Origin of the sequence: Thiopseudomonas alkaliphila, from assembly GCF_001267175.1 — a bacterium.
GTDB lineage: Bacteria > Pseudomonadota > Gammaproteobacteria > Pseudomonadales > Pseudomonadaceae > Oblitimonas > Oblitimonas alkaliphila.
In genome coordinates this window covers 1,460,425-1,476,276 of the sequence record NZ_CP012358.1, presented here as the reverse complement: position 1 = coordinate 1,476,276, position 15,852 = coordinate 1,460,425, and the positions used below count along the sequence as shown (strand labels likewise).

Annotated in this window: 9 protein-coding genes; 8 read left to right on the top strand and 1 reads right to left on the bottom strand. The window is 43.2% G+C overall.

Annotation, left to right across the window (positions count from 1 at the left end):
• Nucleotides 1-211: 211 nt before the first annotated feature.
• Nucleotides 212-2,389: a patatin-like phospholipase family protein gene (locus tag AKN87_RS07045; RefSeq protein ID WP_053102928.1), complete on the top strand. Its 2,178-nt coding sequence runs from the start codon at nt 212-214 to the stop codon at nt 2,387-2,389.
• A 3-nt stretch (nt 2,390-2,392) separates the two neighbouring features.
• On the opposite strand, the gene yihA is transcribed toward AKN87_RS07045, so the two are convergent.
• A complete protein-coding gene (yihA, locus tag AKN87_RS07040) occupies nt 2,393-3,028 on the bottom strand; it encodes a ribosome biogenesis GTP-binding protein YihA/YsxC (RefSeq protein WP_053100551.1) in 636 nt (211 codons plus the stop codon).
• 218 nt (nt 3,029-3,246) lie between these two features.
• Between yihA and AKN87_RS07035 the strand changes: the two genes are divergently transcribed.
• The 7 genes from AKN87_RS07035 (at nt 3,247) to AKN87_RS07005 (ending at nt 15,588) form a co-directional block, all read left to right on the top strand.
• Nucleotides 3,247-3,852: a c-type cytochrome gene (locus AKN87_RS07035; protein ID WP_053100550.1), complete on the top strand. Its 606-nt coding sequence runs from the start codon at nt 3,247-3,249 to the stop codon at nt 3,850-3,852.
• A gap of 252 nt (nt 3,853-4,104) precedes the next feature.
• Nucleotides 4,105-5,607 (top strand): succinate CoA transferase, encoded by a 1,503-nt coding sequence (locus AKN87_RS07030; protein WP_053102927.1) that lies wholly within the window; start codon nt 4,105-4,107, stop codon nt 5,605-5,607.
• Nucleotides 5,608-6,084: 477 nt separating this feature from the next.
• A complete protein-coding gene (locus tag AKN87_RS12240; RefSeq protein ID WP_053102926.1) occupies nt 6,085-7,068 on the top strand; it encodes a BapA/Bap/LapF family prefix-like domain-containing protein in 984 nt (327 codons plus the stop codon).
• Nucleotides 6,953-10,693 carry an Ig-like domain-containing protein gene (locus AKN87_RS12440; protein WP_231692622.1) on the top strand — a complete coding sequence of 1,247 codons (3,741 nt, stop codon included), beginning with the start codon at nt 6,953-6,955 and terminating at the stop codon, nt 10,691-10,693. The genes AKN87_RS12240 and AKN87_RS12440 overlap by 116 nt, the downstream gene beginning before the upstream one ends.
• Before the next feature lie 129 nt (nt 10,694-10,822).
• Complete coding sequence (locus AKN87_RS07015; protein ID WP_199533060.1) at nt 10,823-12,172, top strand: TolC family outer membrane protein; 1,350 nt, start codon at nt 10,823-10,825, stop codon at nt 12,170-12,172.
• Nucleotides 12,169-14,346 (top strand): type I secretion system permease/ATPase, encoded by a 2,178-nt coding sequence (locus tag AKN87_RS07010; protein WP_231692597.1) that lies wholly within the window; start codon nt 12,169-12,171, stop codon nt 14,344-14,346. Before AKN87_RS07015 ends, AKN87_RS07010 begins: the two co-directional genes overlap by 4 nt.
• A gap of 21 nt (nt 14,347-14,367) precedes the next feature.
• A complete protein-coding gene (locus AKN87_RS07005) occupies nt 14,368-15,588 on the top strand; it encodes an HlyD family type I secretion periplasmic adaptor subunit (protein ID WP_053102924.1) in 1,221 nt (406 codons plus the stop codon).
• Nucleotides 15,589-15,852 lie beyond the last annotated feature (264 nt).

Sequence of the window (15,852 nt, the reverse complement as noted above, 5' to 3'; positions counted from 1 at the left end):
GTAATCAGTAGGTCCCGAGTTCGACTCTTGGTACCGGCACCATATTTAAAACCCACCTTTTTAGGTGGATTTTTTTATTTGTAAAAAATAAATCTTCTTGTTGAGTGAATGGCGAGAGTTTCTTTGTCGGGAGAAGAAAGCTGTTATCCTTTTTCCACCATTGCAACTACAGGGTTACACGGTGAATAGGCTATCTCGCTCTTTTTTTAGTGTGTTTTTTCTACTAGGACTTACTTTGCTTTTAAGTTTAAGTCCGGGGCAGGTAGTGGCTAAAGAACGTGTTGGATTAGTGCTGTCGGGAGGCGCCGCCCGTGGCTTGGCACATATTGGGGTGATTCGTGCCTTAGAAGAGCAAGGCGTAGAAATCAGTGCTATTGCGGGAACCAGTATGGGTGCAGTAGTGGGTAGTCTCTATGCGTCTGGTTATAGCACTGAGCAGTTGGAGCAACTGGCCACTGAGTTGGACTGGCGTGAAGCCTTGTCTGATACTCCCGATCGGCGTTTAAAGCCTTATCGACGTAAGCAAGATGATCGTGACTTTCTGGTGAAGCAAAAAATTAGCTTTAAAGATGATGGCAGCTTAGGTTTACCTATTGGGGTTTTGCAAGGGCAAAATCTGAACTTACTGTTAGAAAAGCTATTGGCTAAATACAGTGCAGTAGAGCATTTTGATCAGTTACCTATTCCATTTCGTGCCGTGGCTGCAGATATTGCGACTGGCGAAGCGGTGGTTTTTAGTGAAGGGCATTTACCTCTAGCAGTGCGCGCTAGTATGTCGATTCCAGCTATTTTGTCGCCCGTGGAGTGGCAAGGACGCTTACTGGTCGATGGAGGAATTGCTAATAATATTCCCGTAGATATTGCCCGTCAGATGAATGTAGATCGGGTGATAGTGGTTGATATTGGCTCGCCGCTGCAAACTAAAGAACAGTTAGAAACGGTTGTTAATGTATTAAATCAGTCGGTGGCGTTGTTAACTCGACGCAACTCAGAGGCGCAGTTAGCCACTTTGCAGGCCAATGATTTTTTGATTCAGCCAGAGATGAGCGCTTTTAGTATCACTGACTTTGCTAAGGCGGCGCAAATGATTGAGCAAGGCTATCAAGCCACTATGCAGATGCAGCCGCAATTAGCTGTCGTCGCATCACACCGTTCGCAGCATTGGTTGGCGGATAAGCCTAGTCGGCCGCTACGCATTACAGGGATTACTATTGAGAACAGCTCTAAAGTCAGTGATGCCGTGATTCGCAGTTATATCCGCCAAGCAGTAAACGAGCCACTGGATATTGAACAGTTAAGCAAAGATTTAAATACACTCTATGGCCTAGAGTACTTTGAGCAGGTGCAGTATCGCCTAGAGCATCAAGCAAAAGGACAAGCACAACTGGTTATTCATGCGGAACATAAACGCACAGGGACTGATTACTTGCGGTTGGGGCTTAACTTAAGTGATGACTTACGCGGTGATAGTACCTTTAATCTGGGGGCAAGCTTTCGGATTAATGGTGTTAATCGACTGGGTGCAGAATGGTTAACCCGCTTACAGTTAGGAGCCGAGCAAGAGCTATATAGCGAGTTTTATCAACCGCTGGATACCGGTTCGCGTTACTTTGTTTCACCTTGGCTGCAATGGAATTTGCGTAATATCAAGCAGATGCAGGGTAAGCATACCTTGGCTGAATATCGTTTAGATCGCTTTCGTTATGGAATAGATGTGGGGCGACAAATTAGTAATAACGGTGAAATTCGCCTGGGTCTAGGCTCTGGTTGGGGTGATGCCGATGTGCGCGTAGGTAGTCCTGATCTGCCTGAGTACAGTTTTAAAGAAGGTTATTATCAGCTCAGCTATGCCTTTGATACCTTAGATAACGTTGATTTTCCTAGGGTAGGAGAAGAGCTACAGCTGAATTTTCGCCAGCACAGTGCCAGTTTGGGTTCCGATCAAAGTTACCGACAATGGGATATTGTCTTGAATAAGCCTTTGACACTAGGGGCTAATACTTGGGTGATTGGTGGGCGTTATGCTCGTACGTTAGATTCTAATGAGTTAATTAACGCCAGCTATCAAATAGGGGGCGCACAAAACTTATCGGGTTATCAAAGAAATGCGCTAGCTGGGCAAAATGTAAGTTTAGGGCGGCTGATTTATTATCGACGACTGACCCGAGAGAATATTTTGCCGTTTAGTTTTCCCGTATATGCGGGCGCTTCCATTGAGCGTGGCCGTGCGTGGGATAGTGCTAAAAACAGTCACTATGACTCGGGTTACATTAATGCGCTGAGCCTGTTCTTAACTGTAGACAGTCCTTTGGGGCCAGTTAACTTTAGCTATGGCTTAAATACTGAGCATCAGAATGCGTTTTACTTAAATTTAGGCCATAGCTTTTAATGCTTAAGGTTCAGTTGGCTCGATCAGTTCAAACCAATGGGCTAATAGCAAGTGAGCTTCTTCGATACCCTGGCGTTTAGTGGCAGAAAATAATTGCACGCTGATCAGGTCATTATTCCAGCGCTCACGAATGGTTTTCTGGATCGTCAATAGCGTGGTTTTGGCCGCGCCAAAGGTTAGCTTATCGGCTTTACTAAGCAGAATATGCACCGGCATCTGACAGCTAGTAGCCCAGTCCAGCATTAACGTATCAAAGGGTGTAAGCGGATGACGTACATCCATGGTGAGCACAATCCCAGCTAAACTTTCACGGCTGCTTAAGTAGGCTTCAAGGTGTTGTTGCCAATGCTGTTTGAGCGGCAGCGGTACTTTGGCGTAACCGTAGCCGGGTAAATCTACTAAACGGCGAGCTTCATCTAGACTAAAAAAGTTAAGTAGTTGGGTGCGGCCAGGGGTTTTTGAGGTGCGGGCTAAACTGTTGTGGGTTAGGGCGTTAATCGCGCTGGATTTGCCGGCATTAGAGCGACCAGCAAATGCCACTTCAATGCCATTATCTTCAGGGCATTGATCGACTTTTGCAGCACTGATCAGAAACTTCGCTTGTTGACTTAAGCCAAGAATGGGATTTTTAAACGACATGATAATCTTCTGCCTAAAGAGTGTTGTGAATGACATCTTTCACGTTTTATGGGAAGCAGTATATAATGCCCCGCCATAGAAACGTGTATAACCTTTCACTTTGTCTGTAAATTGGTATAGTGAGCGGTAAAAATTATAGGGTGAAACCATTTTGAGTCCTTTATCTGGACCAAATGAGTTCAAATGAACAGTATTTTTAGCCGTATTTGGATTAGCTGATGAACAAATTACTCGTGAGTCTGCTGTTGGCCGTTGGTGTGACTGGTGTTGCTCATGCAGCTGGTGATGCGACAGCGGGCCAAGGCAAAATTGCCATGTGCTCTGCATGCCACAACCCGGATGGTAACAGCATGTTACCAAACTTTCCTAAGCTTGCAGGTCAGGGTGAACAGTACTTGCTCAAGCAAATGAAAGACATCAAAGCAGGCACACGCCCTGTAGTTGAAATGACTGGTATGCTTGATGCTATGTCGGATCAAGATTTAGCTGATATTGCCGCTTGGTATGCCAGCCAAACGATTGCGGGTGGCGCGACCGATCCTAAATTAGTTGAGCGCGGTGAAGCATTATTCCGTGGTGGTAAACTAGATGATGGCATGCCAGCTTGTATTGGTTGTCACTCGCCAGATGGTTCGGGTTTAGACCAAGCTAAATATCCGCGTCTTGCGGGTCAGCATGCATCTTATACGGTGAAGCAGTTAACCGATTTCCGTGAAGGTGATCGCGTCAATGACGGCGATGCGGAAATTATGCGTGATATCGCCGCAAAATTAAGTAACAAAGATATTGAAGCTTTAGCTAGCTATATTGAAGGCTTAAAGTAAGTTTTACGTTGTATTGGAACCGCCTCTAGTGCTCACTATAGGCGGTTTTTTTGTAAGCAAAATAGGTGTTTTGATTTCATTTGGCTGGCGCTGCGACCATGGTATAGCAACTTTGGTCCGACAATTCCCTTAGAATAAAAGCGTAAATAAGCGTAGGAAAACTGCGCAGTGGCTTCCAGTGGTTCAAATATCACAACTGGGCACAGTGATTAGTCAGTGCCGAGTATGAGCACCTAATTTAGGGGTAATGTCATGAGTGTTGATTTAAGTAAATATATTCGTAATAAAGCGTTTTTAGATAAAGTGGTCACTGCTGAAGAAGCGGCTTCCTGGATTGAAGACGGTATGACCTTAGGGATGAGTGGCTTTACCTTATTTGGTGAGCCTAAAGAATTTCCTACGGCGTTAGCCGAGCGCGGTAAAAAAGAAAAAATTAAAGTTAACCTTTACACTGGTGCGTCCATGGGGCCAGCGGCTGACCAAGCATTGGCTGAAGCTGACATGATTAATTTGCGTCTGCCTTATCAGGGTAACCCAGTGCTGCGCGGCAAAATTAACAAGGGCGAAGCTTTTTATATTGATCAGCACTTATCCCATACCGCTGAAGCCATTCGTCAGGGTGTGTTAAATCCAGTAGATTACGCCATTATTGAGGCGGCAGCGATCACTGAAGAGGGGCAGATTATCCCAACCGGTTCGGTTGGTAACTCGCCTATCTTTGTGCAAACCGCTAAGCATGTGATTATTGAGCTCAATACTTCAGCGCCTGCAGAGTATGAGGGTATTCATGATATCTATGTGCCTGAAGCAGCTGGTGAGCGTAAAGATATTCCGGTTTACGATATTAGCCAGCGCATTGGAACCATTGGGATTCCAGTTGATCCCGCAAAAGTGCGCGGTATTGTGCTGTCTAGTCGTCCTGATATTCCATCACCTTTGTTTGAGCCCAATGCGGAAACTCAACAAATTGCAGACAACTTGCTGGATTTCTTACGTGCAGAAGTTAAAGCAGGTCGTTTAACCGAAAAGTTAGCACCTTTGCAGTCAGGTGTGGGTTCGGTAGCTAACGCTGTACTCAATGGCATGAAGGACTCTGAGTTTAAAGATATCGTTGTTGCCTCTGAAGTATTACAAGACGGTATTTTTGATTTAATTGATGCTGGAGTAGTTAAGTTTGCCGCTGCTACTGCACTGTCTCTATCTAAGAAACGCGTAGAAACATTGGGTCAAGACTTAGCTAAATATAAAGATAAGCTAGTATTCCGCCCGCAAGAGATCTCTAACCACCCTGAAGTGATCCGTCGTTTAGGTGTGATTTCGTTTAACACTGCGCTTGAAGCCGATATTTACGGTAACGTGAACTCGACTCACGTGGGTGGTACGCACATGATGAACGGTATTGGTGGCTCGGGTGACTTTGCCCGTAACGCCCGTATCACGATCTTTGTGACGCAGTCGGTGGCCAAAGATGGCAAAATCTCAGCGATCGTTCCCTTTGTGTCTCACGTGGATCACACCAACCACGATGTGGATGTGATTGTGACTGAGCAAGGCTATGCTGATTTGCGTGGTCTAGCGCCGGTGCAGATTGCTGAAGCGATTATCGAAAATTGCATGCACCCAGACTATCGTGCCCAGGCCCGTGCTTATCTTGAAGAGGCAAAACAGCGTGGTGGTCAAACTCCACACGTGCTAGAAAAAGCCTTCTCTTGGCACACTCGTTTTGCTGAAACGGGTAGTATGAAAGAAAGTTAATAGTATGCTAAGTAATAGCTAATAAGTTAATTTTTGTTTAAACCAAAAACGCCCAATGCATTGCATTGGGCGTTTGTATTTTAACAGCTTTAAATTTAATTGATAATTGTTCAGATTTGTAATTGGTTGATGAGATGTATAGTTCGCTGAGCAATGAGTTTTATTAGCCCAACTAAAAAGCATGAGCACTTCAGTAAAAGCTTTTTTTTATACCTACCTGATTTTCTTGTATAAAAAATAGCCTTTTGCTAGGCTGCAAAAATACGGGGATAATAGGAAACAGGTAGCCTTTAAATTTCTAGGCTTTGTGGGAATAAAAATAGAATGGAACCTTTCTACTTCAACGGCCATATTCTTTGGCCGGAATACTTTAATAACGATTTTTTCTGCTTTGTATAAGCAAGGCAGAGGCTAAGGAGCTACATCTCTTTTTTGAGGGTGGCGGTTGTCATAATTTCGCGAGGGAGCGAATGCACTATGATCGGTAAATCGATTGGAGTGGTAGAAAAAGAAACGGGACAGTCTTCTAAGTTGGACTGGAGTGATACCGTAACTTTAAATTCTACCAGTGTAATCAAGATGCCTTTTGGACCAGAAGATGTTTCATCTTATGGGATAAATGGCGAAAGTTTAATTATTAATCTTAAATCTGGCTCAAGCATCACTGTTCTCGGCTTCTTTACTGAGTTTGAGGAAGACGAAAAAAACGAGCTGGTATTAGAGGATGATAATGGTGTTCTTTGGTGGGGTCAGTTTGATGCTGGCCTCTCAGAGTTTACATTTACAGAAATATCAGCTTTAGATGTCGCTGCTGGTGGCGCTGCTGGAGCAGCGACCGGTGGAGTCCCTGATTGGGTTAAGTTTGGATTAGCTGTGTTGGCAGTGGGTGGGATTATTGCCAACGAGAGTCACGGTAAGTCTAAGCATGAAGCAGGTAATGAGTCTGAGTCTGCGAAAGTGAAGGCACCGGACAGCACTGCTCCTGATGCCCCTGAAAACCTTGAAGTTACAAATACCGAAGATGCTGATGGCAAAACCACAACCACCGTGACCGGTGAAGGTGAGCCTGGTGCAACGGTAATTGTTAAAGATGCCGACGGTAAGATTGTTGGTGAAGGCACCGTTGACGAAGATGGCACCTTTGAAGTTGAACTTGATGAGCCATTCACCAACGGTGAAGAGCTAGAAGTTAGCTTGAAAGATGAAGCAGGTAATGAGTCTGAGTCTGCGAAAGTGGAGGCACCGGACGACACCGGCTCTGATAGCGACAGTGACTCTGACTCCGATAGCGATTCTGATAGCGACACCGGCTCTGATAGCGACAGTGACTCTGACTCCGATAGCGATTCTGATAGCGATAGCGATTCTGATAGCGACAGCGACTCGGACTCCGACAGCGACTCTGACTCCGACAGCGACTCGGATAGCGACAGCGACTCTGACTCCGACAGCGACTGGTGACTGCGACAGCGACTCCGGACCCGACAGTGACTCGGATAGCGACAGCGACTCTGATACCGACAGCGACTCTGATAGCGACAGCGACTCTGATTCCGACAGCGACTCGGATAGCGACAGCGACTCTGATTCCGACAGCGACTCTGACTCCGACAGCGACTCTGATAGCGACAGCGACTCTGACTCCGACAGCGATACGACTGCTCCGGATGCACCCGAAAACGTTGAGGTCACCAATACTGAAGACGGTGAAGGTAACACCACAACCACCGTGACCGGTGAAGGTGAGCCAGGTGCGACGGTGATTGTTAAAGATGCCGAGGGTAACGTTGTGGGCGAAGGCACAGTCGATGAGGACGGCACCTTTGAAGTCGAGCTTGATGAGCCATTCACCAACGGTGAAAAGCTAGAGGTCAGCTTGAAAGATGAGGCAGGAAATGAGTCTGATTCTGTCTTTACCAATGCGCCAGATACCACTGCTCCCGATGCGCCTGATGCGGAGATTGATGAGAGTAATGCTGTACTCACCGTCAAAACCGAACCTAATGCAACTGTAAAAGTGTATGACTCAGAAGGTAAGCCATTGTTAGATAGTAATGGTAATGCCATCGAGTTCCAGGCCGATGAGAATGGTGAGGCAAGTTACACATTTGAGCCGGCATTAGACCGCGGTAAGATCCTCAATGTTACTGCGACAGACGCGGCAGGTAATGAATCTAAACCTACAAAAGTTATTGCAGGCGTAGAGGAAATTCTTGCGACTTCAGATAACTATGTTGATGTGGTTCTAGATGCAACGCCAACTAAGACAACTAATCCAAAACCAAGCGACTTAAACAAGGGTGGCTTTGTTGTAGCAAGCGTTGGCTTAGGTCCGGTACTGGGTGTAGATGTATTAGCTGATGTTCTGAAAAAGTCTGTAATATTTGAGGTAGAAGAAGGCACTGTACGTGAAGTAACACTGCATGGCGTCTCAGGTGGTGTTCAGCTTTTAGGAACAATGGATCTATATGCCTACAAACTGAATGAGTCTACCGGAGAGTGGGAGCAGCAATCAGTTAATAAAAACTGGCTTGTTGCAGTGTTACTAGGTGGCAGATCTAAAGACACAGACTTTACCCTTACTCAAGGTAAATGGATGTTTACCATGGCCTCTGGTGAAGGTGTTCAAGCCTTAACAGGGTTTGGGCTCAAATTTACTAAGGACGTGGTACTAGATTACGCCAACGCTGAAAATGTGAGTGGTTCGGCAGAAGGTAATATGATTACCGATGACGACCCGAAATATGGTGCTGATGAAGTGCCAGAAGGTAGTACAGTTACTGCTATCAAAGATGGCAATGGTAACTGGTTAGACACTTCAGCAAATGGTGAAATTGTTGTTGAGGGTAAATACGGCACATTAGTAGTTAAAGCCGATGGATCCTATACCTATACTGTGAACGAGGATTTCCGTGGATATGGTGAGAAAGATGTCTTTACTTACCAGGTCACATCACCATCGGGCAAGACCTCTGAGTCTGACCTAACCTTTGTATTAGATTTAACTCCATCTGAGTCTCGTATCGAGATTGATAATATTGTGCTCATGGATACAGAGCCTACTATTACACATGATGGCAAGTCTGATATTAAACCAGCTGTTGGCTTCTCTTTATTAGAAGTAGGACTCTTAGGTCCAATTCTAAGCGCAGATGCCTTAGCTGGTGCTGGAGCAATGTCCTTTAATGTTGGTGAGAACCAAGTTAAAGAGTTGACATTCCACGGTAGCGCAGGCGGTGTTGCTTTAGGTGTTGGTTATGACTTATTTATCTATAAGCTGGACCCTGAAACGGGTAACTATGTTCAGGTTCATGCGGAGCCGAGTTGGTTCTTGGCTGTATTAGGTGGTAAGTCAAAACAGTTGACCTTACAGTTTGGTGAGGGTGAGTACAAGGCTTTACTACAAAGTAAAGGTGGGCTAGGGTTGCTTACTGGTGCTGGGCTGTATGTAGATCATGAAAAAGTCTACGATTACAATCAGCCGTCGAAGTTCGCTGGAGAAGTGAGCGGCGACATTACACCTGAAGACTCAACAATCGTCCTCAAGGTTGATGGTCAAGAGGTGGAGCCTGGTAAAGGCACAGTGGTTGAGGGTGAGTACGGTAAGTTAGTGATTAACTCAGACGGTACTTATACTTACACTGTAGAGAAACCAGTAAATGCGCCTGCTGACTGGAAACCGCCATACGGTAAGGTGGATACATTTACAGTAGTCACTCAAGATGCTAACGGTAAGACCATTATTGAAAAGCTAAACATCAAAGTGGGTGTTCATACAGCTATTGATGATTTCAATGATGTAATTGTTTCGGAGCATAACTTACAAACGATAGAGAAAGTAATTGACGGTGTTTCAGCTGCTACAACAGAGGTAGTTAAAGATTTCACCATTGCAGAAAACACTATAACCAGTGCAACCTTAAGCGTTAATACGACTACACTTGGTACAAGGTTAGAGTATTCAATTACTAATAAAGATACTGGGGAGGTTGTAGCTACTAATGCTGGAAATCCGGCAAGGTCACTAGATGTCACTATTGATAATCTAGAGCCTGGTAATTACACAATTGAGATTAAACGTGTGTCTGGTGCTGGACACCTCGTTACGGGGGGCTCTAGCTTTGTCACAGAGTCATTCCATCTTGATGAATACACACCTACAGCTATTAATCCAATTTCGGGAACATTGCTGTCTGGGCTTGATAATGATAAAGGCACGAAAAATATTACTGAGCTAACAATTAGTAATAAGTCAGTCTTTATTAATGCCCCTAATAAGGGAGCAGCTTCCATCACAATTGAAGGTCAGTACGGGACTTTAGTTGTGAAGAAAGACGGATCCTATACTTACACACCGAAAGGTGGGGTTTACGGTATTGATAAGTTTATTTATGAGACCACTTCAAAAGTGGGAACTAAAGAAACAGCAGTACTGGAAATCAACGTAGGTAAAAACGTCGTTGCTTCCCAATATGATGATATTGCTACAAGCTCTACTGCGAATGATACATTTACCATGGGTGCAGGTGCAGACACTGTTATCTTCACCAACTTGGCGGATGATCGTGGTGGTAATGGCGGCAATGGTCTCAATAAGTGGACTGACTTTAATGCGGAGGAAGGCGATAAGATTGACCTAACTCAGCTTCTCGATGGCAAGCAAACAGCCGATAATATTACCGATTACTTGAAGTACGAGGATGGTGTACTTTCTGTAGATCGAAATGGTAAAGGTGAGTTTGAGCAGCTGTTAGAGGTTGAAGCGGAAGATCTAGACTCCTTATTAGATGCTATCAACTGGGAGGTACAGGCTATTGTAGGAAGCAGAAGCCTTGATCTTTCTAATGTTGAAAGCTTTGAACAGGATGATGTTGATACACCTGAGGTGTTCAGCTTAACGCTAGAAGATGTCGTCTCCACTGAAGAAAATGAAGAAATTACTTTCTTCCTTGATTCAGAAGAGTCAGAGCAAGTGCTCCCTGTGGCAAGCACAGATAATGTTGCAGTTGAGTCTGCTGCACTAGATGTACAGCCAGTAGTGGATCCTTTGGATGACTTGCTGGAGCAAAATACTACATTGATTTAATGTAGCATGAGAAAACACCGGATCGTAAGATCCGGTGTTTTTATATTAATTGAGTAGAGTATTTATATATTTATTTTGCGAAATAATATAAATATATAAATGTTTTTTCTATCTTTTAAGGTAAGTGTAATGGGGAAAAAAGTTTTTTTAACGATGCCATTGTTTTTGGTTTCAAGTGTGGTATTAGCTAGTGATCTACTACCCGATATGTCGGCAGCAACTACATTAAAACAGCCGCAAAGTTATGCTCGCTTAAATTTAACTCAAGCTGTGCAGAGAGCAATTGAATGGCATCCAATGATTACGAGTGCAACAGAACGATTAAATCAGCAAAGTGAAGAAATCAGTTTCGCTAAATCAGCCTACTACCCTCAGATTAAAACAGGAGTTAAAAGTAGTTATCGCGACTCTGAAGGACGCAGTGAAGAAGCACTCACAGTAACAGGAAGCCAACTGCTATACGACTTTGGTAAAGTGTCTAGCCGAGTTGAGTCTGCAGAGTATGGGGTTGAGAAATACCAAGCTGATAGTCTAAGAATAATCGATCAATTAGCACGAGAAACAGCATTTGCTGCAACTGAAGTGCAGCGTTATCAAGAACTGGTTAAAATTGCAGGTGAACAGGTAGCCGGAGTGAGCGATTTACTGGAGTTAAGTAAAAAGCGTTCAGAAATGGGGGCAAGTACGCGTTCTGATGAAATGCAAGCCCAGTCACGCCGTGAAGCTGCTTTGGCTACAGAGCTACAATTGGTTTCTCAGCTAGAAATGTGGAAACGTACCTTGCAAAACTTAGTAGGCTCAACAGTTCCGCCAGAGATAATACCCAGTGTTGTGCCAGCAATGACGCAGGCTTGTAGTGTTAATATCTCAACGCTAAGTAATGTACCAGCAGTAATGGTGGCAGAAGCGCAGCGTGCTGAAGCTTTGGCAAATATTAAAGCGAGTAATGCAGAGTTTTACCCAACTATTACCGTAGATGCAGGTGCAGAGCATTATTTGCGAGACCGAGACCGTGGAAATAACAATAATAAAAGAGACCGTAATGACTATACGGTTAGTTTGAATTTTAATGTTGATTTGTATCAGGGTGGAGCTACTACTGCACGTAAGCGTGGTGCAGAGTATGCCTTACGTGCCGCAGATGCAGCAAAGGATGAGGCTCTCTTAGATATATCACGTGGTTTACAAGAAGCAACAACCCAGGCGGCAACTTACAATCAACGACTGACAATTTTACAAAGCCGTATTAGTAGTATTATTGATACGCAGAATATTTATAAGCAACAGTATATTTCACTAGGAACACGTACCTTACTAGATTTATTAAATACCGAGCAAGAAATTCACCAAGCACGTATGGAAAGAGTGAATACTATTCAGGATTTACAGCGTTTAAATATTGATTGCTTATATAATACTGCTAATCTTCGTAATGCGTTTTCAATCAATAATTACAGTATGCTAGGAAATGACAAGTGAGCGATTTAATCCAGCAGCCAGAAGAGGAGGCCACTGTTTCAATAGCTCAACTAGAACAAGAGAAGTACTCTAGTTGGATTGAAGCAGTGTTAATGATTGCTAAGCATTATAGACTGGAGTTTTCTAAGGAGAACCTAACACTTACCAGTCATTGGCTAAAAGATAAACCAGTTAGCGATGTGTTACGCAGCATGGCTCGCCAAGCGGGATTAACACTAAGTGTTATTAAATTAAATAAAAATGAATTAACTTCCTGGCGTTTACCTTTAGTCGTGCAATTTAAACAGGGACAAATTGCAGTTATTGATACAATAGATCAACAAGGGAATGTAGGAATTACTTACTGTGGTGATGGGGGAGTTAAAAGTTCACTCTCTAGTCATGAGCTGCTAACTAATATTGAGTTAGCTGTAGTTTTAAGACCCTCACATACGGTGCCTGATTCACGAATTGACGATTATATTAAACCGCATGACCAAAACTGGTTTAAAAAAATAATTTTAAAAGATTGGCGACCTTATAGCCATATTTTTATTGCTTCTTTGGTAGCTAATGTTCTTGGCTTGTCAGGTATTTTATTTACTCGGCAAGTTTATGACCGAGTCATCCCTGCAGAATCATACCCTACTTTATATGTTTTATTTAGTGGTGTAATGGTGGCCATCGTTTTTGGCTACATTATGCGAAAAATGAGATCGAGAGTGACTGATCTTATTGGTAAGCGGGCAGATTTAAGAATTTCAGATCGAGTATTTGGTCATGCATTAAGAATTAAAAATGCGTATCGGCCTCGCTCGACAGGCACTTTCATTTCTCAAGTAAGAGAGTTAGACAACGTACGTGAGTTGCTGACCTCTACCACGGTTACTGCTTTTGCTGATATGCCGTTTTTCTTGCTTTTTTGTGCTGTGTTTTGGTACTTGGCTGGTGAGTTAGTCTGGGTGCCGATTTGTGCTGTTATTTTAATGTTACTACCCGGATTGCTAGCACAAAAAAAGTTGCGTCAATATGCAAACGAAGCGATGCGGGAGGGTACTTTACGTAACGCTATGCTAGTGGAGGCTGTACAGGGTAATGAAGATATAAAAGTTCTTCAGGCAGAGCAACGCTTTCAGTCCCAGTGGAATAATTATAATGCTGTATCGGCTGATGTTAATTTACGTTTACGCTCGTTAGTTAGCACGCTAAGTATTTGGACTCAAAGTATTCAGGGGGCAACCTTTGCAATCATCGTATTATTTGGAGCACCGCTTGTTATTGAAGGTGATTTGACTACAGGTTCTCTTATTGCAGCTTCGATTTTAGGCTCGAGAATGATAGGACCAATGGCTGGATTAACACAGGTCTTAAGTCGCTGGCAGCAAGCTAAGGTAGCTTTAAATAGTATTAATCAATTAATGGAGTTACCGGTTGATAATCCTGAGCAAGAGAAGAAAGTTCATAAAGCTTGTGTTGATGGTAACTACTCTTTAAAGAATGCTAATTTTTTCTACGGGTTAGATAGCCCAGCACCTGCGCTGTCAGTCAAGAAGCTAAACATTAGTCATGGTGAAAAAGTTGCAGTATTGGGGCGCAACGGCGCGGGTAAATCCACATTACTTCAAGCACTGTCTGGCTTATTAGAAGCTCGTGATGGGGTTGTCACTTTAGATGGTGTGAGCATGGCGCATATTGATCCTGCTGATGTCAGGCGAGATGTAGGCATAATGAGTCAAAACTCACGATTGTTTCACGGCACTATTCGCGAAAACTTATTGCTCGGTGCACCTTTAGCAAGCGATGAGGATCTACTGCATGCACTGCATATGACAGGTGCTATTGAGTTTATTCAAAAAATTCCTACAGGGCTTGATTATGTGATTACTGAGGGAGGGCTTGGCCTTTCGGGTGGACAGCAGCAATCTTTATTGCTCTCACGCTTATTGTTACGTAATCCACATGTTTTATTGTTAGATGAGCCTACAGCTTCATTGGATGATACAACTGAAAAACACTTTATTCAGCAGTTAAAACCCTGGCTTGAAGGACGAACATTAGTCGTGGCTACACATAAAATGAGTATGATTCACTTAGTGGATAGAATTATCGTCATTGATAATGGGCAAGTAGTACTTGATGAGCCAAAAGCTGTTGCATTAGATAAATTATCTGGTCGGACGCAAAAGACAAAATAAGTGTTAACTTAAGGAAGCGTTATGAGTAACTCAGAACAGCAGAGTCAAGTTGTATTACTTGACTATCAAGAAGATAAAGAAAGATATAATGATCATATTGATGAAGCTGAAATTGTAAAATCGACTCGTATTATTTGGGCTACTGTATTGTTATTAGCATCGCTGATTACATGGTCTTATTTTGCAGAGTTAGTTGAAGTATCAACGGGCACAGGAAAAGTTGTACCTACCTCGCGAGAGCAAGTGATCCAGTCTCTAGAAGGTGGCATATTATCAGAATTGTATGTAAGGGAAGGGGATATTGTTGAAGCTGGGCAAATTCTAGCTCAACTTGATTTGACTAAAACTGAGGCTAATGTGGGGGAGAGTGCAGCAAGGTATCGTGCGACCTTAGCAAGTATTGCTCGTTTAGAAGCTGAAGTGAATCAAACTAAGTTAAGTTTTCCAGAGGAACTTAAGGAATACCCACATTTAATACAGACCGAAACACGGCTTTATCATACGCGTAAGCAGGGGCTTGATGAATCAATCAAAGGCTTAAACGAGTCACTGGGGTTAGTTCAGCAAGAGCTTAATTTAACACGAAACTTAGCACGAGCAGGGGCAGCAAGTAATGTTGAAGTGCTAAAGTTACAACGGCAAGTGTCTGAAATTCAGCTTAAAAAAACCGAGCGTAAATCCGAGTATATGGTCAGAGCGCGTGAAGAACTAGCTAAAGCAAAGGCTGAGGCGGATTCATTAGAATCAGTCATTAAGGGGCGTACCGACTCACTTTCTAGGCTTACTTTACGATCGCCAGTAAGAGGCATTGTGAAAGATGTAGCTGTGACTACAAAAGGAGGAGTAATTGCACCAAATGGACAGTTGATGGAGATTGTCCCTTTAGATGATCAATTACTAATTGAAGCAAGAATTTCGCCAAGAGATGTTGCTTTTATCTATCCAGGACAAGAGGCCAAAGTAAAAATTACAGCATATGATTACTCTATATATGGTGGTCTAGAGGGAGTGGTTACGATGATCTCGCCAGATACTATCCAGGATGAGGTAAAGCCTGAAATCTATTATTATCGAGTTTTTATAAGAACAGAAACAGATAGTTTGAGTACGAAAAATGGTAATCAATATCCTATCGTGCCCGGTATGATCGCCACTGTAGATATTAAAACAGGCGAAAAAACTGTTTTTGATTATTTGATGAAGCCTATTAATAAAGCAAAAGAAGCTTTGCGTGAGCGATAATATAAGTAATCTCTAAAATAGCATAGCTCAAGTATATGTTTTTTATAGAACACCTATAAAAGAATTTGATAGAAGCGAAAGAATGACCAAAGTACAAATAGTATCGATGTACTAAGAATTAGAGACTAATATATCTGTTAATGGAGTGTGCTATAGATATAGGATTACTAGATTAATATCCTATTGCTGGTACGTGGTTCCCAGCTACTAAGTGTGTCAAGTGCCTTAGAGATATTTAGTTAATGGGCTTCATGAGGGGAGACT

What these genes read in the sequence shown, in the direction of transcription:
- yihA (WP_053100551.1), bottom strand. Translation starts at nt 3,028, where the DNA reads ATGTCGTTTAAAAATCCCATTCTTGGCTTAAGTCAACAAGCGAAGTTT.
- AKN87_RS07035 (WP_053100550.1), top strand. Translation starts at nt 3,247, where the DNA reads ATGAACAAATTACTCGTGAGTCTGCTGTTGGCCGTTGGTGTGACTGGT.
- AKN87_RS07030 (WP_053102927.1), top strand. Translation starts at nt 4,105, where the DNA reads ATGAGTGTTGATTTAAGTAAATATATTCGTAATAAAGCGTTTTTAGAT.
- AKN87_RS12240 (WP_053102926.1), top strand. Translation starts at nt 6,085, where the DNA reads ATGATCGGTAAATCGATTGGAGTGGTAGAAAAAGAAACGGGACAGTCT.
- AKN87_RS07015 (WP_199533060.1), top strand. Translation starts at nt 10,823, where the DNA reads ATGGGGAAAAAAGTTTTTTTAACGATGCCATTGTTTTTGGTTTCAAGT.
- AKN87_RS07005 (WP_053102924.1), top strand. Translation starts at nt 14,368, where the DNA reads ATGAGTAACTCAGAACAGCAGAGTCAAGTTGTATTACTTGACTATCAA.